The organism is Niallia oryzisoli (genome assembly GCF_043641075.1).
Taxonomy (GTDB): domain Bacteria; phylum Bacillota; class Bacilli; order Bacillales; family Cytobacillaceae; genus Bacillus_BD; species Bacillus_BD oryzisoli_A.
This window is the reverse complement of the sequence record NZ_JBHZRC010000011.1, coordinates 26,287-53,277: the sequence shown is the minus strand read 5'-3', so window position 1 is coordinate 53,277 and position 26,991 is coordinate 26,287. Positions and strand designations below refer to the sequence as shown.

The following is a 26,991-nucleotide window of genomic DNA, read 5'->3' as shown; positions in this document are numbered from 1 at the left end:
TACCTTTGTGAAGGACATTTTTCAATCTCTCTTCTTGCCTTTTGTCCTTCATTACCTTTATGAAGGACTTTTTTCAAACTCTCCCCTTGCCTTTTGTCCTTCATTACCTTTATGAAGGACTTTTTTCAAACTCTCCCCTTGCCTTTTGTCCTTTAGTTCCACCCCCAGTTAGACATTTCTCGAACTCTCTTACTATAAAACCTCTAAATTCCCGCTTACGACTGACAAAACCCTATCTATCTACATTTTTTAAACATTCATATCAATCTATCCCCTTGAATTGTACTTATTCGCTACTCCTGTTCATACTTAGACAAAATGTATTCCTTTTACGAGGATTAAATGCAGATTCTTATCTATGAATGAGGGAATTTGAATGATGGTTTTTCTCATAATTGCATTGCCTCTATGTTACAATGAAAAAAAATGAAACGGGAGTTGATAGAAATGGTTAACAATTCTAGCAGAAGTTTACAATTAGAAACAGTTGTCCTTTTTCTTATTTCTAGTATGTTGATACCTTTCGCCGCACTTAACTATTTAAATGTTTACGTTTGGAATGTAAGCTTTAACCCGGTTGATTTTGTATTGAAGCCAGTAATCCTTGCGCCAGTTGCAAGTCTATTACTTGCCCTATTAACAGAATGGGGAATCCATGCCTGTAACTATGTGAAACGTCTAAGCTTAACAATTTATAAAAGAAATGGCCGATTGTCGCTAAAAGTAGTAGAAAAGAGTCTGCCAGTCCATGTAATAGATCAAAGCTACCTAAAAGAATCTCAAATTACGAGCGGAACAATCGTAGATATGCGAATAAAAGATTGTAACCCTTTATCCTTTGATCCTCATATTGAAGTCATTAAACTATTTGATCAAAATCAGCAAGTAAATATTCCTTATTTACTCGAGAATGCAAATCTTCTCATTCAGAGCACTGCGCTAAAAAATATGCCGATTACGTTTATTGTTGATAGTAAAAAAGAAAGAAGCCGAACCATTTCTAAAACTTGGCTAAAGTTAATACTAAATCCTAAATCTAAGTCGGCTAAAGAGGACATTCTCACGATTGAAAGGCTGGTCTATTAAGTATTAATAGACCAGCCACTTAAAATAAAATACCCTCCTACTATAAATCTGTCCTCCTGAAAAAAACATAGAAGTGTAGATATCAATGTACGTTTAGCTTTATAAGCAAAAAACGCGAGCACTCCTTTTAACCCGCCTGATTCATCACACCTGCCGTCTTAACCTAATAGTAGAAAAGGCGTAATCAGGCTAACTATACTTGTTGCTCCTCGCAATAGCCCCTATTGTTTTTCATGGAGAAATCACCGAATTTAGTAGTAGTCAGTCCTTCCCCTTAACTAATAGCTCCATATCAATCTTCAAATAAGACATTTCACTGCATTAAAACTATAATAATAATTACTTATTTATAATAATTTTAATTAACCATTGACATTTCCTCCGTTTTATATAATAATAATTATTGTATTAGAATTATTCTAATCAAAACACTAAACAACAAATAAACCACATATATACAGGAGGAAATAAATTATGTCTCTAATTGGTAAAGAAGTACAATCATTCAATGCAAAGGCTTATCGTAATGGTGAGTTCATAGATGTTACAGAAGAAAATTTAAAAGGTCAATGGAGTATTGTTTGTTTTTATCCAGCTGATTTTACTTTCGTATGCCCTACAGAGCTTGAAGACCTTCAAGCACAATATCCAACATTAAAGGAATTAGGAGTAGAGGTTTATTCCGTTTCAACTGATAGCCATTTTACTCATAAAGCATGGCACGATACATCAGATGCAATTGGAAAAATCACTTACACTATGATTGGTGATCCATCACACCAAATCTCTCGCATCTTTGATGTTCTAATCGAAGAAGAGGGAATGGCCGACCGCGGTACATTTATCATTGATCCAGATGGCGTCATCCAAGCACTTGAAATTAATGCTGATGGTATTGGCCGTGATGCTAGTACACTTGTTAACAAAATTAAGGCAGCACAGTATGTTCGCAACAATCCTGGTGAAGTTTGCCCTGCTAAATGGCAGGAAGGCTCCGAAACACTTAAGCCAAGCCTTGACCTTGTTGGAAAAATCTAAGAATAGTATAAAAAAGATTATATACACTAAAAGACGCTTGGATATCCAAGCGTCTTTTAGTCGTCCCATGATTAAAGCACATTTATCAATTTTTCCTAAGCACGTCCATTTCAAAAGCATATGCTACAGGAAAAAGTCTATAAGGGACGGTGACAAGATGATTGATTTAATCTTCTACCCGGTATTGGTCGGTATTATTATTTATGGATTAGTGATGGTCAGGATTATGATAAATTATCAAAATAATGGAATTCAAAAAAAAGGCTTAAAGCCTGAGCCGAACACAGAGAAGCTCCCCCCTTCACCCACCGTTTTAACACATTCAACAAAACAGACAATGAAATAAAAAACAGCACGTGACATTCGAAGTTAACACGGAAATGAAAGGCAGCTCTAGCATTAAACAAGGCTGCCTTTAATAATGGGCACAGACAAATGAAGATTTATGCGGTATGAATACATAAATTTACAAATACATAAATACCAATCAGCATAGGGAAAAAAAATGAATGGAGTTGATTGCTTGGTCCACTTCAATCCAGAAAAACTATCTGTGGTATATATGGATGGTGTTACTACAACAGAGCCTATTATACCAAGGCGTTACACGCTAACACACTCTGATGTAACCGGAGATCTATTTTTAACAATTGGAAATCATTATGCATGGAAGAAAACTAATCCAATGAGAGACGAGGTATTAGGGGAATGGAACACTGACGGGATTTCCATCCATTATTGCGTGTTTATCTATATAGACAACGGGCAATTTCAACCAACTATAGCAGCAAAACGAAATGAAATATTTAGACGTGAGTTACCGCTTGCCTTAACAGCTATAAAATACGGCGATAGGTTTCTTTTCAGCGCATTTCCTCATTTAGCTCAAGCTCCTATCATAATAAACTTTATGTCCGCTTATCCACAGTTTGCAAGGCAGGAAAATTGGGGGTCCTTCCACCGTATTATACCTGTATAATACACTTCCATTCATTCGCATACGGAGAGGCCCTACATGACTATTCTAAGTACAATTTTCTGCATGTATAAAAATGTGGCTGGGTATATTAACATTATAATTTTTATAACTGGGGGATATAAATGAATTTACAATCTGGAACATATTATTGGCCTAATACTCTTCCTGATGCTCCTTCATACCCAGCATTGGAGGAAGACCTATCATGTGATGTGTTAATCATCGGTGGTGGAAGCTCCGGGGCCCAGTGTGCCTATTATCTTGCTGATGCTAATTTAGATGTGGCCGTTATTGAAAAATCAAATATTGGCAGCGGTAGTACTAGCACTAATACGGCCCTTATTCAATACTCCGGTGAAAAAATGTTTATCGATATGATTAACACCTTTGGAACAGATTACATGAAAAGGCATTTACACTTATTAAAGGAAGCCATTAACGAAATGGAGGCAGCCTCCATGAACGTCACAATTGATTGTGAATTTAACAGAAGAGATACCTTATATTCCGCTAGCTGTGCAGAAGACGTTGAAAGTCTAAAAAAGGAATATGAATTTTTAAAGCAGCATAACTGTGAGCTTACCTTTTTAACAAAGGATGACATTGAAGCAAAATACCCTTTTAGCAGGGATGCCGCCATTTATTCCTACAATGACGCAGAAATCAATCCCTTCAGATTCACCCATGCACTACTGGATTATGCTGCTGGAAAAGGAACCCGTATCTATGAAAATACGGAAATGAACGGTCATCATTATGATAAGGAAATAGGAAAGATGATTGTCTCGACAAAAAACGGATGCTCTATACAAGCACGCTATGTTATTTTTGCAGCAGGTTATGAAGGAATGGAAATTAGAAAAGAGAAAAAGGCTTCCTTTGTCAGTACATATACTGTAACAACCAATCCAGTTGAAGATCTTACAGATTGGTATAACAGGACACTCATTTGGGAAACCGCACGTCCCTATTTATTTATGCGTACAACTAGAGATAACCGGATTATCATAGGGGGACTTGATGATAATACTACATACCCGGAAGATCGTGATAGCAAACTGATTCACAAAAAAAATAAATTAATTAACGAATTTAATAAAATGTTTCCATCGATTAAGGTGGAGCCAGAGTATTACTCTTCTGCATTTTATGGAGGTACATTAGACGGCATTCCCATCATTGGCAAATATGATGAATATCCTACTAGCTATTTTCTATTTGCCTTTGGTGATAATGGGACGGTTTACAGCCAATTATTATCGAGGCTTATTGTAAAGGAGATTGTTGAAGGGAACTGCCCAGATTTGGCTCTATACTTGCAGGATCGCCCTTTGCTAAAAAGGGAATGAAGAAATGAGGACGATTTTGCCCCCATTTTTCTTGTTTTATATAGTCTCCCAGCCAACATGTCCTTCCTGTATAGGACTCTTTCATTTGATCACCTATTTCCTTTATATTTTTTCAATCTTCCTTTATATAATCTCGTCTGAATATAACAAATAATATATAATAAGAAAATAAATCCAATTCATTTTTTCATCACTATACTATTCTCAAATAGAAATAATAAAAATCATTTGCCATAAAATACACCGATTGAAAAGGAACGATTCATATGAGATTTAAACAAAGCTATGCACCAGGACCAACAGACGTGCGTGAGAATGTACTTCTTGCGTTAGCTAAAAAAACAAATAACACGGATTTTGATAAAGAATTCATCCACTATTATCATGAGGTATGCCAAAAAATGGGCCGGGTCATGGGTACGACAAGTGAGGTACTATTACTTGCCGGAGAAGGGATTCTAGCTTTAGAAGCTGCCTGTGCGAGCTTAACTGAAAAGGGTGACCGTGTCCTTGTACTTGATAACGGGATATACGGTGAAGGTTTCCAGGATTTTGTCAGAATGTATGGAGGAGAACCTGTTGTCTTAAGTTTTGACTATCATAAAGACATACCTGCTGATGAAGTACGGAACTATTTAGAAAAGGATCATGACTTCAAATATGCAACATTCGTTCATTGTGATACACCAACGTCCATCTTAAATGATGTTAGTCAACTCTCTCCCTTATTAAAAGAATATGGCATTCTAACAGTAGTCGATTCAGTTGCCGGTATGGTTGGTGAACCAATCGATGTTGACCAACATCAAATTGATATTTGCTGTGGAGGTACTCAAAAGGCGATCTCAGCACCTGTTGGCTTAGCTATCGTTTCTATTAGTGAGGACGCTAAAAAAGCGATGGATAACCGTATAACACCTATTGCTTCATATTATGCAAACCTACAAATTTTCAAGGGATATATTGAAAAAGGCACCTTGCCTTATACAATGCCTGCTGGCAATATTGAAGCTTTAGATGTTGCCTTGGACAATATTTTAAAAGAAGGCCAATCGGCAGTTTATGAGCGACATGCGAGAATTGCGAGCGCTGTAAGAAAATCTATTGAAGAATATGGACTAACATTATTCATAGAATCAGGATACTCCAATACAGTAACGGCCATCATTATTCCTGAAGAAATAGGCGCATTACGCTTACAACAACACATCCAAGAAGCATACAATCTTTTCATCGCTACTTCTTTGGCCCAATATGAGGATGTTATCTTGCGTATTGGTCATATGGGCGAAAATGCCTTCATTGAAAAGGTGCTATCTGTATTAACAGTGATCGATAATGGCCTGCGTGATTTAGGTTATAAAGGAAAAGGTAACCTTGGACAACTATTCCTAGATGCTTATAGGGCAGAATATTAAAAAATAGTTCGTCGAAATGAATGTCAAAGAACCCACTCTATTTAAGGAGTGGGTTTAATTAATGATTAAAGTTTTTTTAAACCTACTATATATTTAAGTCTTTAACACTGTTTCTTCAATTGTTAGAACCTTCAATTGCCCGTTGAATCGCATAAATAATTCCCGTATGCATTCCTTCATGATGTAAACTAAACGCTAGAATTTCTCCGATTGTTTCCATCTTAAAACCAAGCCGTACAAAGGGTTTTATTGCCTTTTCCTGCAGGCGGTTACCAAGAGATTCTTTGATGTAAGCAGTTTGCCTTTTTAATTCATAGGTTAAGGTTTGCAACGTTGGAGGTTCTACTTGCCATTCGCTTGGTCTCGTCCGATTGCCAAATAGGGCGACAAATTCAGGAGAAAGCTGTTGCGGCAATCCCACAAAGTTTGAAGCAAGCTGATCCTGAACAATTAAAATATGACCAATGTTCCAACGAATCGTATTGTTAAATCCCTTAGGCATAATATCAGCCATATCTTCTGTAATAGATTCCACCCTTTGAAGGGTAATGGCTCGAACCACTTCCACTTGTCTTAGCACCATATCGTCCGTCATAATACTTCATCCCTTTAACGTTATAATGATTCCATTACAAAAAAACTCATTTACTTATAGTACAGTTCACGCCCTGCTCCTCAACTCAAGTAAACAGGGTATTTCTATTAGTGCAAGCGATCTAAAGCTTGATAGTCTTTCATATATGGACCATTATTCGCTACAGCTGAATGGTACAGCGCTTTAATGGCCAAATTTTTCTCTAAGCCCATTTCGACTTTTATCTTCTTTAGCTCATCATGCAATTCACGGTGCTCGTTTATTAACTTTATCATGATTGTTTTACTATATTTCATCTTGTCACATCCCTAATATATTATTTTTATTAATACGATTTTTAAATAGTTAAATTCAATTCTGGTAACGGATGCTCTTTTAAAATTTTGTAGAGCGTATTCATTTAAACCGCACCTATTTACGGTACGGTTCTCCGTAATATATCTAAATGAGAAGATTTTTATCCATTAACAGGATTTGCTCCTATATTTTATTCAAAGAATTGGTGCTTTACTGTTAAAATGTTCTTTTCCATAGAAAAGGATCAATACAATAAATTGGTCCACCCTTCCACCCCCATGCATTAATAACAAACAATTATCTGGCGTATAAATTTCCCCTTTGTAGCTTCACATCGATCTGCTATTTCAAAACCCACTTCATTAAGTATTCCATCTATATCTTCAGTCGTCACGACGACCATTTTTTTAACGAGGCGACGTGCGCATCGGAGCATTTCAAATTTTTCCTTATCTGAAACGACTGAGCAAAGGTTATAAGGCATGTCTATAATTGCAACATCATACATTTCTGTTATGTCTCTGATATCCCTTAAAAATACAGGTCCAGATAGTCCAAAATGCGTGAGATTATTACGAATGCCTTTCATTACTAAAGGATTGTAATCACTACCTGTGATATTAACTCCCATAGATAAGGCCTCTACCAATACTGTCCCGATGCCACAGCTTGGATCAATCACTTTAACGCCTGTTAATTCTGGAACTGCAATATTCACAAGTGCTCTGGCCACTCGTGTAGTTAATGCAGTTGAGTAGATAATGTCTAAATGGTTCTTCCTATTAAGTAAAAAATAGTATACTTTGTTTGTTATTGATCAGTTTGGTTGGAAAAACAAGTTCGTTCCATTGTGCTGCAGACACTCGCTTTCCACGGGGAGCAATCTAAGCCTCCTCGCTTCGCTGCGGGGTCTCAGAATTTGTTCTAACCCGCCAGGAGTCGAGTCGCTCCATTCCACTAGTTTTCAAAGGGAGTATTTAACATCAACAATTCTATTTAATACACCAAATAAATACCCGAACCGTTATAGTTCGGGGTTTTGTCAACTTAAATACTTGTGTCCCAGCTTCTACCATGTTTCTACTTTGTTAAATCCTTCTTCTTTTAGGTATTCACAAGCTTCCTCATAGCTAGCAAAACTATTTTCTAGATTTACGCCGGCATATATGTTCCAAAAGCCTTCTTCTTGAAGAAGTAGAAGCGCATTATTTTCAGAATTAATCCATTCCTCTTCTTCCACCGATTCTTCAGCAATAGTCTTTTCTTCTATTGTATTGGGTACTAATGATTGTATTGATTTTCCAATAATTTCTCTTAGTTCTGCCTCTGAGAAATCTCGAATATTCACCATACCTTTATTGTCTGTATCATACTCTTTTAGTTCGTCCGCATATACAAATCCATTTCCATTTGGATGTAAGTGATACACTACATTCTTTTTTTCACTTCCGCTTTCAACATAATGAAAATTGACACGTCTTAATGAAACATCTTTTCGTTCCAATTGAGGGAAGGATTCTATGACTTTTAGTTTTTCTTCAAATGATAACATGTTTGCCTCCAAGTTTTTTGCTCATTATATCATTACTAAATCTCTTCAACAAAAGCTTAATCAGTTATTATTCTCCATCCTCCACATTCAAGATAAACGTTTTAAACTTGTCATGATACTCTATAGGAATCATTAATAGAATTTCGTTAATATCATTTGATGATATAGAGCCAAATTCACTGATAGCTTGATCAACCAATGAGATAAGAATATCCTTTGTTTTAGGTTCAATTTGTGATATAAGGTCAAGTATTGGTGTAACGGACTCTTTAATCTTTAAGGCTTCGGGTTTTTCAATTAAATCAACATACGCTATCGGTAAGCGGTGAGGGTCATTAATTCTCTCATAACGAATTGCATAATCTATTGTTTGGCTTATATAGATCTGTGAATTAAAATCATTTGTAACTATGGGCTTTGCATCAGCTGGACATTGTTCGTGTATTAGTAGTTCTTCACTTTTTTCATCATAAGAATCAACACTTCTTGTATTATAAAAAATATAATAGACTTTCTTAAAGAATTGCTCGTATTTTTCAGAAATTTGATTTGACAGTGGTAGTTGACGACTAAATGAATCTAGTCCATTAATTAATCCATATAGACTGGCGCAATCATGGTAATTTCCTATCCTTGGTAGGATTAAGGCTAAAATGGATCGAAAAAAACGAAGAGTTGGATTCGTAAATAATTCTACTTGGTTATCGAAGTAAGAAAGGAGAACGCGACCTTCTTCCATAAGTTTTTCATAGCGATCAGTCCTTACATAAAAAATTTCAAGTTCCCATTTTTCAATGAGATACTTTAAAACAGGATGATACAGCCATAATTGCTCTTTTTCATAAAGTTCTTTTACATGAGTTAAAGTTTCAGGTCGTTTAATATTGACATTTAACAATTTTTGAATGTCTTTGTCTTCAATATCCTCAATATCTATATGCTCATGAAAAAAGGCCTTTGCTTCTTCAAAACGACCCTGAATGATTAGTCCCAGGATATATGGATTTATTGAGACATATCCTTTTTCGCGCTGATCTTCTAAAACGGCAATTGCTTCACGATAATCACCATTTTGAAGATAAGCGATTGCTAGATTATTATTTATGACATCCATATGTTCCCCTATAGCCCTTTGAAGAGCAGTTCTAAAATATTGAATGGCCGCAACTGGTTGATGGTCGTACAATTTTGCTAAACCCAACTCATTATCTCTTCTATATGCAGCTTTCGAGCGTGAAGCTTTTTTTCGATAGTAAGTAGAAATTTGATTGTATGCCTTTTGCTCTAACAATTTTTGTAACAAGCGATCTTCCCTTTTTGATTTCCACTCCCCAATAGCAGGACCCATACGCTTATAAAAAAAGGAAGCAACCAAAATCAAAATAATTATTACTAATGACACCACTCGAATGAAATGAATCTCATCTAACATAATCTGCCCCTTAGAATGACTAGTATTTGAGTAATTTATACGTATATATTTTAAATCAATAAACTTTCATTAGTTTGAAGCACTCTGACTATAAATATACAGTATGTATTGCTTGAAATTGGATTATACAATTATTAATTCCCTCTTATACTTATGTTACGATACACCCGACTAATAGGGGGCAGAAAAAACCGCACCTATTTATGGTACGGTTCATTCCGATTAATCCGAAACGCTCGGTATACCTGCTCCAATAAAATGAGCCTCATAAGCTGGTGTGGGAAGGTCATTTTAGAAAAGGAGAGTTTTTCATCTGCACGCTTTAATACATCATCGCTTAATCCTAGTGATCCACCAATCACAAAGGCAATTTTGCTTTTTCCGTAAGTAGCTAGTTTATCAAGAGAATCAGCGAGTTCTTCTGAGGATTTCATTTTCCCATCAATTGCTAGTGCAATTACATATGTTTCTTGAGATAATTTAGCCAGAAGCTTTTCTCCTTCTTTATTCTTTACCTGCTCCATCTCAGCAGCACTCAACTCTTCGGGTGCCTTTTCATCTGGTATTTCAATTACTTCCACTTTTGCATAGCTTGACAATCGCTTTAAATATTCCTCTATTCCTATTTTTAAGTATTTTTCTTTTAATTTTCCAACTGTAATAATTGAGATATTCACATCTTACCCTCACCTTATAAACAAGATATCCACAACAGTTATCCACATATCCACAATTTCTATCCACATCTTGTATGGGACCATTCGTTCCCCACAAGATATATCGGTGCATTTCGACAATATTCACACCCTGTTGATAACTATTTTAGACAATTTTCTATCTTTCTACCTCTGCTTAAAATAAAAACCTGTTGATAACATTCCATCTTCTTTTAACTTTTCAACATGTGGATAAAATTAATTAAGCATTATCCACAAACCATAATACCATAGATAATAAAAAAACAGGAAAACCATAATGGTCCTCCTGTCTTCGTATCATGCATTAATAGGTTTCACCAGCCAATGTGATGGTTGTTTCTTGCTTTTTACCTTCACGGTAATAGGTTACAGTCATTTGATCACCAATTTGTTTTTCATTGTAAAGATGTTTTCGTAAAGAAATTACATCGGTGATTTTCTCTCCATCCATTTCAACAATAACATCGAGTTCCTGAAGTCCTGCTTTATCTGCCGGCGAATTTGGCACAACTCTTTCAATCATGACGCCTTCCTTCACATCATTCGGCATGATTAATGTTTCCTGCTGATGATAGGAGGAGATTTCCGTTAGATTTCGAAGCTGAACACCCATTGCAGGTCTTTTTACTTCACCATGCTGTTCTAAGTCTTCAATAATTGGTATCGCTGAATTGATTGGTATGGACAGACCAATTCCTTCAACCGCCTCCTGGGCAATCTTCATCGAGTTAATGCCGATTACCTGGCCGGCAATATTCACTAATGCACCTCCGCTGTTTCCAGGATTGATGGCTGCATCAGTTTGGAGAACCTCTACCTGCCAATCCTCCACACCATCCGAATTCAAATCAACAGGAATGGTCCGTTCAAGACCGGAGATAATTCCGCTTGTGACAGATCCGGAAAATCCCAATCCGAGCGGGTTCCCAATTGCAATGACTGGCTCTCCTGACCTAAGGGTATCCGAGTCGCCAAACTCAGCAATTGTTTTGATATCCTTTCCTGGAACCTCAATAACAGCAAGGTCGGTCCATGGATCGCTGCCTTTCAGCTCGGCAGATAGCTTTGTCCCATCAGACAGTGTCACTTCCAGCTGATCCGCTCCTTCAACGACATGGTTATTGGTGACAATAAAGGCACTGTCGCCTTCCTTTTTGTAAATAACACCCGATCCTGTTCCAGCCTCTTGACTTGCATCTCCTTGCTGCGACCAGAAGCTTGCCGATTGAATATTTGTAATACCGACAACTGCGTCACCCGCTTTTTCAACAGCCTTCGTTACACCTGTCTCCACTTCCAATGAAACATTTTGGGTAATCATATTGCTTTTATTATCGTTATTTTTCACTTCCACTTGGTTAGCCTTCTGCACAGAGTAGGGAAGAAGTCCATAATCAGAAAGAGTTGGTACGGCCAATAGAACAAGCAATGCTCCAACAATAGCACCTGCCAAGCTGGTAAGAAAAAAGCCGCCCTTTCTTCCCTTTGGCTGCTTCACACGACTTTCGTCATCTTGGTCATAATAACCCACCGAGTCCACATCCTTTCTCCCGATATTTTCTCTACGTTTTATTTTACCTATCTAACCATTATTATACTCATTCTATTTTTAAATAACTAAAAACAAACTCGCCGCATGAATCTAACCTAGGAATTTAGCGAGCATACATGCTAAATTCCATCCGTTTTACTTACATCAAATCGTTGTGATAGGCGTAGGGGTCTTAGGGTCTGTATCATACAGTGTAACCTGTTCTCCGACAATAATCCCCTTTGTTTCAAGTGTCTGGGTGACGGCCATTCTGGCTAAATCCTTCATATTATTATCCAAACTCAAATGGGCAAGATAAATCCCTTTTGTATGATCACCTATGACATCACTCATTGCAAGTGCGGCATCTTCATTGGAGACATGGCCAACATCACTTAAAATTCTTCGCTTTATATTCCAGGGATAGCGTCCCATCCTCAGCATACTTACATCATGGTTGCTTTCAAATACATACGTCTCAGCATTTGAAATAGTTCCTTTCATGCGGTCACTCACATAACCAGTATCCGTAATGATCACCAGCTTCTTACCTTCATGATGAAAAACGTAAAACATAGGCTCTGCCGCATCATGTGATACACCAAAGGATTCAATATCTACTGAACCAAAGCTTTTTACGGTTTCCATGTCAAAAGTAAATTTCTGCTCTGTTGGAACTTCCCCAATTAAGTGGTCCATAGCCTTCCAGGTTTTCTCGTTTGCATAGACTGGAAGCTTATATTTTCGAGCGAGTATGCCAACACCTTTAATATGATCACTATGTTCATGTGTCACAAAGATCCCTGAAAGCTTTTTAATATCACGACCAATTTGTTCGAACAACGCTTCCATTTGTTTGCCGCTAAAACCGGCATCTACTAAGAAGGAATGATTTTCTGATTCAATAAAGGTTGCATTCCCCGTACTGCCGCTCGCTAGAACACTAAATTGTAAAGCCATTATTTCTCACTCCACTACATTATTCTCGTTTAATTCAACTATTTCTCCTTCAAAGGCACTAACAAATAACCTTTCTTTCCCGTTTACGACAAAGCACCAGGCTGGATTCAATACTTGGGCTTTGTCAGAAAGAGGGACTAGCGTATAGTAGCCTAATTCTGGTTCTGTAATCGAACTATGAGGCTTTAATAACCCATTTGTATAAAGTGTCTCAATTGCCTTTATCGGTTGAATTATTTTCTCTGATTTAGAAAGCTTGTCAATCTCCTCTAGATATGTCTGCCTATAGGATACAATTTCATTATCTTCAATTTGGAAAATAAGCTTCCCATTAACATTCTCAAACAGTGTTTTTCCTTCATAATTCTGAGAATATATAATCATTGTTCCATCCCTGCTTTTTTCCCAAAAACGATAGTCTTCACCATATAGGATTTGACTTTTAATAAAACTATTTAATTCTGACGGACCAAATTTATCTGAAATCTTCAGTGGCTTATCAAGTGTCGATTCCAGGGTCGTACCGCTGTCAATTGAAACAGTTTGATCTGCTAATACGCTTTTCTTTAGATCCTCATCTTTAAAAACTTTCGGTTTTGCTTTTAAATAATGATCTTCAACATAGCCTTTAGGCAGCGTAACATAGTCAATTTCGTCTGCCATCAAACGTTTTTCAATCGAAGCCTCACTTTCCGTTTTCACCACTTCATATTGACTGGCATCCCAAATTTTAAAGAACTCATACATTAGATAAATATCAAGAATAAGGAAGGAAATAATGAAAATGGTTTTAATTTTACTCCAATCCATGAACTTCCCCTCCATATTCACTAGTTTTCAGCTGCTTCCAAACCCCATTATATAGGTAGTACCAGCTCGGCTCTAATTGAATCAGCAGTGACTGGTCATTCATTTTCATGTCATAACCAATTTTAATGTTTTCAAGCAAATTCGGATTAAATTGATTTATCTTTTGGATTTTTTCAAGTACGACTGCACCCGAGTCCAATTTCCGGGGGGATGTAGAGGTCAGCAAGCCAAGAGAAAAGTTGCTGCGTATATAACGGTTAATATCCGTATTTCCCCAAATAAGCCGTATTTTTGCTATAGCAGTATTTTCGCTAAAAATAGGATAACCATCCTGTCCATATAAACGAAAATGGACCATATGCTGCTCTTTATCCATTCCAACAAATCGATAATTATCTGTCCACCCACCATGTCCATTGACAAAATCAATACTTCTTTTTAATAGATTATTTGTATCTAGTTCCTGGTTGGCCAACTCTGAAGGGTCAATATAGGAAATTGTATTGATATCTGTGTTCACTCGCATTAAGCTTGAAGCATCTGTATACTCCACACCTGTAGCCGTATAATTCTTTTGGACAAGACTTGGATCGTTGAATAAGGCGTCTTTAAATTTATCAGAGTCCAATTCAGAAGAAAGATGCTGATAGCTCAGCATTTCCGTTTCACCCTCAGGCAGGTAAATTCTTCGTCCAGAGGTAGTAGTATACGGGAAATACTTGCTATATGCCTTTGCTGCCTCAAAGTAATGTCCCTTAAACTCCGAGATGAGCGAAAAGGGAATCATGCTTCTATAGACCCTTTTCTCTTCATTTGAAACAAAATATATCACGCCATGCTCTCTCTGCTCGATATTTAATGGAATGACGATTTGGTTAAAGTGGAAATTCGGTATATCCTTTTCCTTTATACCTAGGACATTTTTATATAGATTGATGGCAATTTCACTAGGGTAAAGAATCTCAACAGCCTCTTGATTATCTATTAGTGAATAAACATTCGAGCCTTCCAGTGCTAAATTCTCAAACCCAGTCATATGCCACTGGCTTATTGCATTAATTACCTTCTCAATTTCTTCTTCCCGGAAGGTCCCATGGAAACCATCTTCACTATGGTAGAGAATTTGGTCTGGCTTCACGATATCCTTCAAGGCTTTTTTCGGGCTGAAACTAACCTCTTGAACTGTTTCACCATTTTCCAGCTCTTCATAGTTTGGCTGATATGTCCATAGACTCCAGGTTAAAAGCAAGCTAGCACCAACAAGAATGGTTAAGATGATGGATTTAATACTTTCATATGTCAACTCCAATCATCCTCCTCGTCCTCGTACTTTTCATAGGGCAAGCTAAAGAATATCGTTGTTCCCTTACCTTCGATACTTCTAGCCCAAATATCACCGTCATGTGCTTCAACCATCTCCTTAGCAATTGCCAATCCAAGTCCTGTACCCCCCAGCTTCCTGGACCTGGCTTTATCAACACGGTAGAAGCGGCCAAAGATTTTATTTACGTTTCCTTTAGGTATACCGACGCCCTGGTCTGTAATGCTGACAACAATCTGATCTTCCTGCTCCTTAATTCTAAAGGTTACTTTTCCTCCTTCAGGAGAGTACTTTAACGCATTAGAAATAATATTATCAATGACCTGCGTCAGTTTGTCAGGGTCTATTTCTAATAGAATCGCTTTATCTGGGAGCTTTCTTTCAAAAAGTACCGTTTGCTCCTTTGTCAATTCAAAACGATCAATAATCCGGTTAAAAAACACCACAATATCAACCCATTCCTTTGACAGCTTGTAATCCTTACTATCCATTTTTGAAAGCTGTAACAGATCATTCACTAAACGAATCATTCGTTCTGTTTCATTTTGGGCTACATTTAAGAAGTTTGGTGCAATGTCTTTATCCTGCCATGCCCCATCGGTTAACGCCTCCAGATAACTTCTCATCGTTGTTAAAGGCGTCCTCAGCTCATGTGATACGTTTGCAACAAACTCACGGCGTTCCATTTCAATTTTTTCCTGCTCCGTAATATCATGTAAAACGGTAATCAAACCATTTACAAAGCCCGTTTCCTTTTGGATAACAGAAAAGTTTGCACGCAAAATATATGGATTTCCATCGGTACCATAGTCTAGAATAACAGAGTCCTTTTCCGAAACTAGCTCATCGAAGGTATATTCATTTTCAAGATCGAGAAGAGATACAATGGGTGTTGAAAGTACAGTTTCACGTGAAACATTCAACATCAATGCCGCTTGATCATTGATTAAAATAACGCGTCCCCGTCTATCTGTTGCAATGACGCCATCTGTCATAAATGAAAGAACAGATGACAGCTTTCGCCGTTCGCTTTCAGTCGAGCTTTGTGCCTCCTGAAGCTTTTTAGTTAAATTATTAAAGGCAAAGGCAAGCTGGCCAATTTCATCATTGCCATATACTTTTACCTTCCGGGAATAGTTACCTTTTGATAAAGCAATTGCCTGCCTTCTCATATCCGATATCGGCTTTGTAATTGCCCTTGCAAGTAAAAAGCCTAAGACTGCTGTAATAGCTAACGCGATTATCGTTCCCGTAATAAAGATTTGATTGATTTGCTTCATTTGAAGAAAAACAGTTTCAATTTTTGATACAAAGTAAATGACCCCTATTACATCTCCATTTGAGATAACAGGACTGGTTAACACCCAGATTCTCTTTCCAGTATGAGGGTCAATCATCTCACGGTCGTCTGACTGGGCAGTCGCAATAACCCTTCGAATTCTTGTATCTGTTGCCTTTTGCCCAACAATTTCCTGGGTATCCGGATCGGAGGTACCGAGGATTTTCTGTGTTTTGCCGTCGATGACCCTGACCTCAATAATATCTGTTGTGCGATAATCACCTAACATATTTCTCATATTATCTTCTAAAGATATTTCATTTTCTTCAGGCAGCGTATCCTTTGATAACAGTTCCTCAACATAATAGTTAAGCAGGTTCACTTTGTCGTTTATGGATGTTTTAAAGTTGTCCTTTAAGGTTGTTTCTAACTGTCTGACAAAGTAAACACCAATCACTTGCATAGCAATTATAATTAGCAGCATATAAATGAGAACTGTTTTATGCTGAACAGATTGAAAAAAACCTACTTTTCTCATGGAAAATTATGACTCCTGCTCAGGATTACGAAGATAATAGCCGACTCCTCTTCTAGTTACAATCCAAAGTGGGTGGCTCGGGTTATCTTCTATTTTCTCTCTTAGACGTCTGACGGTTACATCCACAGTACGAACATCACCAAAATAATCGTAACCCCAAACCGTTTGCAGTAAATGCTCTCTTGTCATGACTTGTCCAATATGCTGAGCTAGGTAATGTAGCAGCTCGAACTCACGATGGGTTAATTCAATCGTTTCACCGCGTTTTGAAACAATATAGGCATCAGGATGAATCGTCAATGACCCAATTGAGATTTCATTTTTCTCATCTTCCTCTGTAACTGCAGCAACCTGCTGATGTCGTCTTAGATTTGCTTTTACCCTTGCTATTAATTCTCTTGTGCTAAATGGCTTTGTAATATAATCATCAGCACCAAGCTCAAGTCCCAGTACTTTATCAATTTCAGAGTCCTTTGCCGTCAGCATAATAATCGGCATTTCATACTTTTTACGAATTTCACGGCATACTTCCATCCCATCCAACTGCGGAAGCATAATATCGAGTAAAACAAGGTCAGGTACGAATGCATCCACCATCTCCAATGCCTCATTGCCGTCATATGCGCACTTAACTTCATACCCCTCCTTCACTAAATTGAACTGTAATATATCTGCAATTGGTTTCTCATCATCTACAACAAGAATCTTCTTATTCATATTTTTCCATCGTTCCCTTCAATTTTTAAATATCTATCCTTTCGTCATCTCAATAAAAGTAATAAATAATACATAACATTACACGCATGTTTCCTTGTTTACTTTATCATTTTATCTCTTGACATTCATCTATTTCAATAGAGACCCACCCCTTTATTACAGAATTGTGACTAAGCAGGCGGACGGTTCTTTTGCTTCCACATGGAGAATATGGGAGGTAGCCTTCAGTTTTGTCCAATAGATTAAATTTATGTAACAAAAAGGAGTATGATAGTATCATACTCCTTTTTGTTACATTAGATGGCTCAGGACGGAATCGAACCGCCGACACATGGATTTTCAGTCCATTGCTCTACCGACTGAGCTACTGAGCCATATTAAATTTTAAATCCTCACATTGGATGGTAGTCGTCCATCGTCCCCATCTCAGGGAGATTACTCAAGAAGCGATTCGATGGGTACGCTGAAGCCTTTACAAGGAAGCTTATTCAACGTGCTCTACCGACTGAGCTACTGAGCCATATTGTTTATTTAAATAAAAAGTTCTATATAAACAGCAGGTGCCCTGCTGGAATAAAGATGGCGGTCCGGACGGGACTCGAACCCGCGACCTCCTGCGTGACAGGCAGGCATTCTAACCAGCTGAACTACCGGACCAAATTTTATTTACTTTTTACATTGGATAGCAGTCTAGCTCCAGCGCCTAGCGTCTGGTGGACAAGGCGCTTCCGCTTCCTAGATGACCCGTACGGGATTCGAACCCGTGTTACCGCCGTGAAAGGGCGGTGTCTTAACCGCTTGACCAACGGGCCATAAAAATGGTGAGCCATGAAGGACTCGAACCTTCGACCCTCTGATTAAAAGTCAGATGCTCTACCGACTGAGCTAATGGCTCTTACTATAATTAGTGTCTCTCTTGACGACGTTTCTTATAATATCATAGAAAAATAGGAAAGTGCAACAACTTTTTTTATTTTTTTCCTTTATTTCAAAAAAAGAGAAGAGAGGCTTATTAAAGCCTCTCTAGGTATACTGTCTAGCTCTGGGCCTCTGCTTTTCTAAATTAAGCCTGACGCCAAGGGCTGCGGATAACATTTGTTTGTGTACGATCTGGTCCAACTGAGAATGTAGTTAACGGAATACCTGTTAATTGAGATACACGCTCTACATAATGACGTGCATTTTCAGGAAGCTCATCAAGTGAACGGCAGCCTGTAATATCCTCAGTCCATCCAGGAAGCTCTTCATATACAGGTTCACATGCTTCAAGTACCTTTAAGCTAGCAGGGAACTCTTCAATAACTTCCCCTTTGTAGCGGTAAGCCACACAAATTTTCAATGTCTCAATTCCAGATAATACATCAATGGAGTTAAGAGATAAGTCTGTAAGACCACTCACACGACGGGCATGACGCACAACAACGCTGTCAAACCAGCCAACACGGCGCGGACGACCTGTTGTTGTTCCATACTCACGGCCAACCTCACGAATTTGATTACCGATCTCGTTATTTAATTCAGTAGGGAATGGACCATCACCTACACGGCTTGTATAGGCCTTACATACTCCAACTACATGTGTAATTTTTGAAGGTCCAACACCAGAACCGATTGTTACACCACCTGCAACCGGGTTAGACGAAGTAACAAATGGATATGTACCTTGGTCAATGTCCAACATAACACCTTGAGCACCTTCAAATAATACGCGGCGACCGTCATCCAATGCATCATTTAACACAACAGATGTGTCACATACATATTGTTTAACCTGCTGGCCATATTCATAGTATTCATCTAAGATGTCTTCAATTTTAAAACCTTCTGTTTCATAGAACTTTTCTAACATACGGTTTTTCTCTTTTAAATTATGTGCAAGCTTTTCCTCAAATACTTCACGATCTAAAAGGTCTGCAATACGGATTCCTGTTCTAGCTGCTTTATCCATATATGCAGGTCCAATTCCTTTTTTCGTTGTACCGATCTTATTTGCACCTTTACGCTCTTCCTCAACCTCATCCAAACGGATATGGTAAGGTAAAATAACATGTGCACGGTTACTGATACGAAGATTATCAGTTGAAACACCTTTATCATGTAGGTAAGCTAATTCCTGAACTAGCGCTTTTGGATCAACTACCATTCCATTCCCAATTACACTGATTTTTTCTTTGTAGAAAATTCCTGATGGGATTAAATGAAGCTTGTACGTCTCACCATTGAATTTGATGGTATGCCCAGCATTATTTCCACCTTGATAACGGGCAATTACCTCTGCGTTTTCAGATAAAAAGTCAGTAATTTTCCCTTTTCCTTCGTCTCCCCATTGTGTACCAACAACTACTACTGATGTCATGTAAAAAAGCACCTCCAAAGGTTACTGTCATTATTTTTTAAAAATAAAATAAGTATACGTTTTCAACTAGATTTGGGGTCTTGCCTCGACGCACAGGTTACGCTAAAAACTGTTAACCTCCCCGAGGGCACAAGACAAATAAAGTTATAATCATCAAACAACTTATAGTTTACCAATGATTGCTCCTAAAATCAATAAAACCCGAACATTTTAAATTAAATATAATAATATGTTCGTATAAATATAACTATCCCCGTTTTTATCCTACTAGATTAATAGAAAAAACAGAAAGAAGACCTGCTGGTATTGGAACCCTGCAGGCCTTTTGTATAACAATTTATTGCTATGCACCAGGTGGAACAGCTGAGTCATCAAACCGCCGTTCAAGATTAACGAATTTGTTATACTCTTTGACAAAGGCAAGAGAGACTGTTCCAGTTGGGCCGTTACGCTGCTTTGCAATAATGATTTCAATGATATTCTTATTCTCTGATTCTTTATCATAATAATCATCACGATATAAAAAGGCAACAATATCAGCATCCTGCTCAATACTTCCTGATTCACGGATATCTGACATCATTGGACGCTTGTCCTGGCGCTGCTCCACACCACGGGAAAGCTGTGAAAGCGCGATAACAGGCACTTGCAGCTCACGTGCAAGTCCTTTTAAGGAACGGGAAATTTCTGATACCTCTTGCTGACGGTTTTCGCCGGAACGTCCACTTCCTAAAATTAACTGCAGGTAGTCAATCAGAATCATTCCAAGTCCATGCTCCTGTTTTAAACGGCGGCATTTCGCTCGGATGTCCTGCACTCTAACCCCAGGTGTATCATCGATGAAAATCCCTGCATTTGATAGGCTTCCCATCGCCATCGTTAGCTTACCCCAGTCTTCATCAGTCAATGCTCCCGTTCTTAATCTCTGGGCGTCTATATTCCCCTCAGCACAAAGCAAACGCATAACAAGCTGTTCCGCCCCCATCTCCAAACTGAAGATCGCAACATTTTCACCTGTTTTTGTTGCAACACTCTGAGAAATATTTAACGCGAAGGCTGTCTTACCAACAGAAGGACGAGCTCCTACAATAATTAAGTCATTTCGCTGAAAGCCTGCTGTCATTTTATCAAGCTCTGTGAACCCAGTAGCGATACCGGTAATTTCGCCGGCACTATTATGCATCTGTTCAATATTGTCGTAGGTACGAACTAGGACATCCTTAATATCGTGAAATGCACCTGAATTTTTTCTTTGTGAAACGGCTAAAATATCTTTCTCCGCTTCACTTAACAATGCATCAACTTCATCCTCACGCGTATAGCCTTCCTGTGCAATATTTGTTGCTGTTCGAATCAATCTGCGCAAGATGGACTTTTCTTCAACAATTTTCGCATAGTATTCAATATTCGCTGCCGTCGGTACAGAACCGGCTAGTTCACTTAAATAACTAAATCCGCCAACGTCCTCTAATAGTTTCTTTGCAGCAAGCTCTCCCGAAACTGTAATTAAATCGACTGCTTCCCCTTTGTCATTCAAAGACAGCATAGCATCGAAAATACGCTGATGGGCGCCGCGGTAAAAATCCTCAGGAATCAAAATCTCGGATGCCAACGTAAGTGATGACGGCTCAAGAAAAATAGCCCCTAATACTGCCTGCTCAGCCTCCATATTTTGAGGTGGAAGACGATCCGCCATTAATTCACTCATTCATTAACCCCCTATCTGGAATGCGCAAGCGCCTCGCTAGCCTCAGGCATAGCATAAGACGCAATTGCATGAGCACTTATCTAGTTATATATCAATAAAAGGCTCAATCTATATCAATCATCTATTATTGTAAACTATCAATTTTAATAATTATTTATCAGCATATAAAAAAGCACCCTTCAATTCAACCATTCATGCACATCACAAGTGATAGTTCCAATCGTGATCTACTTCCATCGTGGCTAAAGGGAGCCTGTAAAGGACTTTTAGTAACCTTCATTCGTTAAAGAAATGTGACCAGAAGGCTGATCACATTCCTAATACTTTTATATTGTAACATGTTTTTTGGAGAATGGAACTTCCAAAATAAGTATAATACCAAAAGATCCGTTTGTCTGTGATTATGCTTCCTTCACGTGAACATTTAAAGTAGCCGTTACTTCCGTATGAAGCTTGACAGGTACTTTCGTATATCCTAGTGAACGAATAGCATCCTCTAATTCAATTTTACGTTTATCAATTTTAATACCATGCTTCTTTTGTAATTCTTCTGCAATCTGCTTGCTTGTAATTGACCCGAATAAACGGCCGCCTTCTCCAGATTTTGCAGACAGCTCCACGGTAATTTCATCAACCTTCGTTTTTAACTTTTTTGCTTCTTCAAGCTCTTCTGCTGCTAGCTTTTCTTCCTTTTTCTTTTGTGCATTTAAGCTACTGACATTTGTTGGGTTTGCTTCAACTGCTAAACCCTGTTTTAATAGAAAGTTTTGTGCGTATCCGTCAGCAACATTTTTTACTTCACCTTTTTTACCTTTACCTTTTACGTCTTTTAGAAAAATTACTTTCATTCTTTCGTTCTCCCTTCGAAATATTCATCAATTGCCATCTTAAGACGCTGTTCTGCCTCTTCAACTGTGACACCAGTTAGCTGGGTTGCGGCATTCGTTAAGTGTCCTCCTCCATCCAGAGCTTCCATAATGATTTGGACATTGATTTCCCCTAAAGAACGGGCACTAATGCCAATCATACTTTCTGACCGTCTGGAAAGTACAAAGGATGCTTTCACTCCATCCATTGATAACAAAGTATCTGCGGTTTGAGCAAGTAACACCTGATTATATAGTTCATCTTCATTGCCTGTGGCAATGGCAATCCCATCATGATAATAAGTAACAGCCTCAATCAGCTTCGCTCTTCTTACATACGTATCGATATCTTCCTTTAAGAATCGCTGAACTAACACAGTGTCCGCCCCATGTGCCCGCAAATAGGATGCAGCATCAAAGGTTCTTGATCCGGTTCTTAATGTAAAGCTTTTCGTATCGACAATAATTCCTGCCAATAAAGCAGTAGCCTCCAGCATTTCAATTTTACTGTTCTTCGGCTGATATTCAAGTAATTCCGTCACTAATTCAGATGTCGAGGATGCATACGGTTCCATATATACAAGAAGTGGATGACTGATAAACTCTTCACCACGGCGGTGGTGGTCAATGACCACCGTATGATCAATTTTAGCTAACAGCTTTTCTTCAATGACCATTGATGGCTTATGTGTATCGACAATGACAAGCAATGTATCTTCTGTAGCAATTTCCAATGCCTGCTCTGAAGTGATAAAGCGGGAAAATAATACTTCATGCTTTTGAATTTCCTCCATCAGCCTTCTAACACCAGTATCAATCTCATTAAAGTTAACGACAACATAGCCCTCACGCTGATTCATCTGAGCCACCTTTAAAATACCAATGGCAGCACCGATAGCATCCATATCAGGGTATTTATGACCCATAATAATGACCTTTTCACTTTCAACAACCAATTCTCTCAATGCATGGGAAATAACGCGAGCTCGAACTCTAGTCCTTTTTTCAACCGGATTTGATTTACCGCCGAAAAATTTAACCTTCCCATTCGATTGTTTAATGGCTACCTGATCTCCGCCTCTTCCAAGTGCAAGGTCAAGACTAGATTGTGCAAGAGCCCCAAGCTCAGGCAGGGAGGAGACTCCCGTTCCCACCCCAATGCTCAATGTTAGACCGACATTTTGCTTCGTTGTGGCGTCCCGGACATCATCCAATATTGTGAACTTTCCTTTTTCAAGATCCTGTAGAATGGATTCATTGAATACGGCTATATAACGGTCGGATGACACTCTTTTAATAAACAGTCCGTTTTCCTGGGCCCAATGATTTAAAATAGAGGTAACTAAATTATTGAGACTACTCCTGGTAGGATCGTCCATTCCCTGTGTCACATCATCATAGTTATCAAGGAATACAACAGCGATTACGGTTCGTTCATCCTCGTAAAGCTTTTCTATTTCAGCCTGCTCTGTAACATCTAAAAAGTAGAGGAGCTTCTCATCACGCTTATGTATGACACGGAATTTTCGGTCATGAAGAGTAATAATCTCGGTCTCTACTTCCTGCTTAATTAAGGGGACAATCGATTCGGCTACATCATATAATGATCTTCCGATTAATGTATCCTCAGAAAAACAGGATGAAATAAATGGATTTGTCCACTCAATGTAGTACTCATCATTAATCAGCATAATCCCAATCGGCATTTCCATTAGTGCTTCTTCTCCGACCTTTTTCACACGATACGAAAGGGTTGAAATATACTTTTCTATCTCTTTTTGCTCACGTATATCGAAAAGTATGATGAAAAAAAAGAGGGGAGCAGACAGGACAAATCCGGCAGCACTAATCAGCCAATTATAGTAAGCTGTTATCCCTAGAAGCACCACTGTTATACCCATCAATCCATATAAAAGATTACGAATGGATCGCTTTTTTAAGTTTAAAGGCATGATTTCAGCTCCTGAACAGTAGTGTTTAGTTATTTTAATAACCTTTTCCTTAAATCAAATCCTAAGTCAATTATACCTAAAATCCAAACAATATAAAGAAGAAACGGCATAACGAATACCATGACGGTTATAATGATGGGCAGAGCCTTTGACCATCCTCTGGAGTGATTGAAATACCATATAAAAGAAAGTCCCTGTACAACCATTAATAATTGTAGTACAAATAGGATATTTGTTAAAGCTAAGTGGAAGTAGCCCCCATTTTCAGTTTGAATAAAAAAGGACGCCAAGAGAGCAAATATAAAATAATAAAGGAGACTCTTTGGCAGTGTCAGGTCTCTAAAGGAACTCCATTCTCCAATTTTCACTCCAAACCTTTTCACGATAGGGAAGCTAACTAATTGGATTAGAAATACCGTTGCTAAGGAAATCACCACAAATATACTTGGAATAAGCGACTGAAGCAGGTCAATCCCTGCATTCAACTGTTCAAGTAGTACTGTATTTGGTTCCTGACCCAGCATTTCCAGCATGCCCATGGATTGATCGACAGATTCTCTAACTAAATCAATGCTTTGTTGGATAAAATCCATTTTAAAAAAGGCAACCGCTACCGCGTATTGGATGACTAAGTTTAGAAGAAAGGTAATCGAACCTGCGAGGAATACAGCAGCTCTGCCTTTTTGATTCCGGACAAAATCACCCATCACAATTCCTGTTAACCCATAGGCCAGCGTTAATGGAATAGCAAAAAAGGTACCAACGATTAATGATAACAGTGTGGCAGCAACCATAAAGACAATGGAAGACTGTCGGTTATGTTTTGCAGCAAACATAATAAACGGAAGGGACAGGAATAGGTTAACAACAGCACCAAGTATCGGCACGTAGATTGTGATTAACAGCATGATAGTATATGCTGCTAATAAAATAGCCCCCTCTGTCAGCTTATGTACATTTTTCAATTTTACACCCCTTACTGAGGATTATATTCATCATCTTTTATTACTCCATTTTATCGACTATCCTCTTGATGTTCAACCATCCTACTCACGAACAAATCAACCAGTAGCATCTTGTGAACAAAATAAAAAGGACATCCATTCAGATGTCCTTTAAAAAGGGAGCGGCAGCAAGGCTGCCTCCGCTTTAATTATTATTCGCCAGATACGTATGGTAACAATGCCATTGTACGAGAACGTTTGATAGCAGTTGTTAATTTACGTTGGTATTTAGCGCTTGTACCAGTCACACGACGAGGTAAAATTTTACCGCGTTCAGAGATGAATTTTTTAAGTAAATCTACATCTTTATAGTCGATGTGAGTGATACCATTTGCTGTGAAATAGCAAACTTTACGACGTTTTGCACGTCCGCCTCTGCGTCCACCCATTGCCATAGTTCAGTCACTCCTTTATAGGTATTTTATCACGTTCAGGTAGTTATACTCTTAGAATGGAAGATCATCATCAGAAATATCAATTTGACCATCCTGAGCAAATGGATCCTCATCTAAGCGAGTATAGCCCTGGTTATTTGATTTGTTTGGTTGTTGGCGTTGCTGATTCTGATTGTTGTTTCCATATCCGTAATCCTGCGGACCGCCGCCGAAGCCTGCATTACCAAAATCGCCTCTGTTACCGCCGCCGCCAGAACCACCTTTTGGTTCAAGGAATTGTACACTTTCAGCAACAATTTCCGTAACGTAAACACGTTTGCCATCTTGTCCTTCATAATTCCGTGTCTGGACACGGCCATCTACACCAGCAAGACTTCCCTTTTTCAAAAAGTTTGCCACGTTTTCTGCCTGTTTACGCCACACCACGCAATTAATAAAGTCTGCTTCCCGTTCACCTTGTTGATTTGAAAATGTACGATTCACAGCCAATGTAAAGGTAGCAACACCTACACCGCTTGGCGTGTAACGCAATTCAGGATCCTTCGTTAAACGACCAACAAGAACAACACGATTTAACATCAGAATCAACTCCTTCCAACAGCTATTTGTTTCCTGCTGAAACAAATGGTTTGAAAATTATTTATGTTAAGCTTACTTTTCGTTTTTAACAACAATATGACGAATGATGTCTTCGCTGATTTTAGCTAAACGGCTGAATTCTTCAACAGCAGCTGGCTCAGCATTAACATTGATTAGTTGATAATAACCGTCACGGAAATCATTGATCTCATATGCAAGACGACGTTTACCCCAATCCTTAGCTTCTGCAATTTCCGCGCCATTATCTGTTAGGATACCGTTAAAACGCTCAACAAGAGCTTTTTTGGCCTCATCTTCAATATTTGGGCGGATGATGTACATAACTTCGTACTTTCTCATCACGTTCACCTCCTTTTGGTCTAAGCGGCCCATCATTGGGCAAGGAGCAATTATTAATTACTCACAGAAAAAGATTATAGCATATCGATAAATGAAAAGCAATGTCGAATCAAAAAATCAAATTCGCTCGTCGAATTTGCGCCCGGATTTTTATCGAGCTCGCTCGATAAA

General features: G+C 38.3%; 26 protein-coding genes and 4 tRNA genes. 6 read left to right on the top strand and 24 right to left on the bottom strand.

The window, feature by feature from the left end:
* The first annotated feature begins 447 nt into the window (after nucleotides 1–447).
* The 6 genes from ACHUFV_RS22345 to ACHUFV_RS22320 all read left to right on the top strand — a co-directional run bounded on the left by ACHUFV_RS22345 (nucleotide 448) and on the right by ACHUFV_RS22320 (nucleotide 5,870).
* Nucleotides 448–1,086 (top strand): hypothetical protein, encoded by a 639-nt coding sequence (locus tag ACHUFV_RS22345; protein ID WP_394238007.1) that lies wholly within the window; start codon nucleotides 448–450, stop codon nucleotides 1,084–1,086.
* Nucleotides 1,087–1,560: 474 nt separating this feature from the next.
* Nucleotides 1,561–2,124 (top strand): alkyl hydroperoxide reductase subunit C, encoded by a 564-nt coding sequence (gene ahpC / locus ACHUFV_RS22340; RefSeq protein ID WP_394238006.1) that lies wholly within the window; start codon nucleotides 1,561–1,563, stop codon nucleotides 2,122–2,124.
* Nucleotides 2,125–2,281: 157 nt separating this feature from the next.
* On the top strand, nucleotides 2,282–2,470 hold the full coding sequence (locus tag ACHUFV_RS22335; protein ID WP_394238004.1) for a hypothetical protein: 189 nt from the start codon (nucleotides 2,282–2,284) through the stop codon (nucleotides 2,468–2,470).
* Between the two features lie 177 nt (nucleotides 2,471–2,647).
* The gene (locus ACHUFV_RS22330; protein ID WP_394238002.1) at nucleotides 2,648–3,103 is read left to right on the top strand and encodes a staygreen family protein; all 456 of its coding nucleotides are present in this window, start codon (nucleotides 2,648–2,650) and stop codon (nucleotides 3,101–3,103) included.
* 122 nt (nucleotides 3,104–3,225) lie between these two features.
* Entirely contained in the window at nucleotides 3,226–4,452 is a 1,227-nt protein-coding gene (locus tag ACHUFV_RS22325; protein ID WP_394238000.1) for an NAD(P)/FAD-dependent oxidoreductase, read from the top strand.
* A gap of 266 nt (nucleotides 4,453–4,718) precedes the next feature.
* Nucleotides 4,719–5,870: a pyridoxal-phosphate-dependent aminotransferase family protein gene (locus ACHUFV_RS22320; protein WP_394237998.1), complete on the top strand. Its 1,152-nt coding sequence runs from the start codon at nucleotides 4,719–4,721 to the stop codon at nucleotides 5,868–5,870.
* Between the two features lie 115 nt (nucleotides 5,871–5,985).
* On the opposite strand, the gene ACHUFV_RS22315 is transcribed toward ACHUFV_RS22320, so the two are convergent.
* The 24 genes from ACHUFV_RS22315 to rpsF all read right to left on the bottom strand — a co-directional run bounded on the left by ACHUFV_RS22315 (nucleotide 5,986) and on the right by rpsF (nucleotide 26,820).
* A complete protein-coding gene (locus tag ACHUFV_RS22315) occupies nucleotides 5,986–6,465 on the bottom strand; it encodes a DinB family protein (RefSeq protein ID WP_394237996.1) in 480 nt (159 codons plus the stop codon).
* Nucleotides 6,466–6,572: 107 nt separating this feature from the next.
* Nucleotides 6,573–6,761: a hypothetical protein gene (locus ACHUFV_RS22310; RefSeq protein WP_394237994.1), complete on the bottom strand. Its 189-nt coding sequence runs from the start codon at nucleotides 6,759–6,761 to the stop codon at nucleotides 6,573–6,575.
* 284 nt (nucleotides 6,762–7,045) lie between these two features.
* Nucleotides 7,046–7,522 (bottom strand): TRM11 family SAM-dependent methyltransferase, encoded by a 477-nt coding sequence (locus ACHUFV_RS22305; RefSeq protein ID WP_394238145.1) that lies wholly within the window; start codon nucleotides 7,520–7,522, stop codon nucleotides 7,046–7,048.
* Nucleotides 7,523–7,831: 309 nt separating this feature from the next.
* On the bottom strand, nucleotides 7,832–8,314 hold the full coding sequence (locus tag ACHUFV_RS22300; RefSeq protein WP_394237992.1) for a hypothetical protein: 483 nt from the start codon (nucleotides 8,312–8,314) through the stop codon (nucleotides 7,832–7,834).
* 67 nt (nucleotides 8,315–8,381) lie between these two features.
* Nucleotides 8,382–9,746: a tetratricopeptide repeat protein gene (locus ACHUFV_RS22295; protein WP_394237990.1), complete on the bottom strand. Its 1,365-nt coding sequence runs from the start codon at nucleotides 9,744–9,746 to the stop codon at nucleotides 8,382–8,384.
* A 197-nt stretch (nucleotides 9,747–9,943) separates the two neighbouring features.
* Nucleotides 9,944–10,423: a 23S rRNA (pseudouridine(1915)-N(3))-methyltransferase RlmH gene (gene rlmH, locus ACHUFV_RS22290; RefSeq protein WP_394237988.1), complete on the bottom strand. Its 480-nt coding sequence runs from the start codon at nucleotides 10,421–10,423 to the stop codon at nucleotides 9,944–9,946.
* Between the two features lie 325 nt (nucleotides 10,424–10,748).
* Complete coding sequence (locus tag ACHUFV_RS22285) at nucleotides 10,749–11,975, bottom strand: S1C family serine protease (RefSeq protein ID WP_394238144.1); 1,227 nt, start codon at nucleotides 11,973–11,975, stop codon at nucleotides 10,749–10,751.
* Between the two features lie 165 nt (nucleotides 11,976–12,140).
* Nucleotides 12,141–12,935 (bottom strand): MBL fold metallo-hydrolase, encoded by a 795-nt coding sequence (locus tag ACHUFV_RS22280; RefSeq protein ID WP_394237986.1) that lies wholly within the window; start codon nucleotides 12,933–12,935, stop codon nucleotides 12,141–12,143.
* 6 nt (nucleotides 12,936–12,941) lie between these two features.
* Nucleotides 12,942–13,745, bottom strand: a complete 804-nt coding sequence (locus ACHUFV_RS22275) for a two-component system regulatory protein YycI (RefSeq protein ID WP_394237984.1) — start codon at nucleotides 13,743–13,745, stop codon at nucleotides 12,942–12,944.
* Nucleotides 13,732–15,048: a YycH family regulatory protein gene (locus ACHUFV_RS22270; protein WP_394237982.1), complete on the bottom strand. Its 1,317-nt coding sequence runs from the start codon at nucleotides 15,046–15,048 to the stop codon at nucleotides 13,732–13,734. Before ACHUFV_RS22270 ends, ACHUFV_RS22275 begins: the two co-directional genes overlap by 14 nt.
* Nucleotides 15,045–16,883, bottom strand: coding sequence for a cell wall metabolism sensor histidine kinase WalK (gene walK, locus ACHUFV_RS22265; protein WP_394237980.1), 1,839 nt, complete (start codon nucleotides 16,881–16,883; stop codon nucleotides 15,045–15,047). Before walK ends, ACHUFV_RS22270 begins: the two co-directional genes overlap by 4 nt.
* 6 nt (nucleotides 16,884–16,889) lie before the next feature.
* Nucleotides 16,890–17,600 (bottom strand): response regulator YycF, encoded by a 711-nt coding sequence (gene yycF / locus ACHUFV_RS22260; protein ID WP_394237978.1) that lies wholly within the window; start codon nucleotides 17,598–17,600, stop codon nucleotides 16,890–16,892.
* 301 nt (nucleotides 17,601–17,901) lie between these two features.
* A tRNA-Phe gene (locus ACHUFV_RS22255) sits at nucleotides 17,902–17,974 on the bottom strand.
* Nucleotides 17,975–18,180: 206 nt separating this feature from the next.
* A tRNA-Asp gene (locus ACHUFV_RS22250) sits at nucleotides 18,181–18,257 on the bottom strand.
* An 83-nt stretch (nucleotides 18,258–18,340) separates the two neighbouring features.
* Nucleotides 18,341–18,412, bottom strand: a tRNA-Glu gene (locus tag ACHUFV_RS22245).
* Nucleotides 18,413–18,419: 7 nt separating this feature from the next.
* A tRNA-Lys gene (locus ACHUFV_RS22240) sits at nucleotides 18,420–18,495 on the bottom strand.
* Between the two features lie 168 nt (nucleotides 18,496–18,663).
* Complete coding sequence (locus tag ACHUFV_RS22235; protein WP_394237976.1) at nucleotides 18,664–19,956, bottom strand: adenylosuccinate synthase; 1,293 nt, start codon at nucleotides 19,954–19,956, stop codon at nucleotides 18,664–18,666.
* 343 nt (nucleotides 19,957–20,299) lie between these two features.
* Nucleotides 20,300–21,664, bottom strand: a complete 1,365-nt coding sequence (gene dnaB / locus ACHUFV_RS22230; RefSeq protein ID WP_394237974.1) for a replicative DNA helicase — start codon at nucleotides 21,662–21,664, stop codon at nucleotides 20,300–20,302.
* Between the two features lie 401 nt (nucleotides 21,665–22,065).
* Nucleotides 22,066–22,512, bottom strand: a complete 447-nt coding sequence (rplI, locus tag ACHUFV_RS22225) for a 50S ribosomal protein L9 (protein WP_394237972.1) — start codon at nucleotides 22,510–22,512, stop codon at nucleotides 22,066–22,068.
* A complete protein-coding gene (locus ACHUFV_RS22220) occupies nucleotides 22,509–24,482 on the bottom strand; it encodes a DHH family phosphoesterase (RefSeq protein WP_394237970.1) in 1,974 nt (657 codons plus the stop codon). The genes rplI and ACHUFV_RS22220 overlap by 4 nt, the downstream gene beginning before the upstream one ends.
* Before the next feature lie 29 nt (nucleotides 24,483–24,511).
* Nucleotides 24,512–25,447: a YybS family protein gene (locus tag ACHUFV_RS22215; protein ID WP_394237968.1), complete on the bottom strand. Its 936-nt coding sequence runs from the start codon at nucleotides 25,445–25,447 to the stop codon at nucleotides 24,512–24,514.
* A 191-nt stretch (nucleotides 25,448–25,638) separates the two neighbouring features.
* On the bottom strand, nucleotides 25,639–25,875 hold the full coding sequence (gene rpsR / locus ACHUFV_RS22210; RefSeq protein WP_150442543.1) for a 30S ribosomal protein S18: 237 nt from the start codon (nucleotides 25,873–25,875) through the stop codon (nucleotides 25,639–25,641).
* Between the two features lie 57 nt (nucleotides 25,876–25,932).
* A complete protein-coding gene (gene ssb, locus ACHUFV_RS22205; protein ID WP_394237966.1) occupies nucleotides 25,933–26,460 on the bottom strand; it encodes a single-stranded DNA-binding protein in 528 nt (175 codons plus the stop codon).
* Between the two features lie 72 nt (nucleotides 26,461–26,532).
* Entirely contained in the window at nucleotides 26,533–26,820 is a 288-nt protein-coding gene (gene rpsF, locus ACHUFV_RS22200; protein ID WP_394238142.1) for a 30S ribosomal protein S6, read from the bottom strand.
* Nucleotides 26,821–26,991 lie beyond the last annotated feature (171 nt).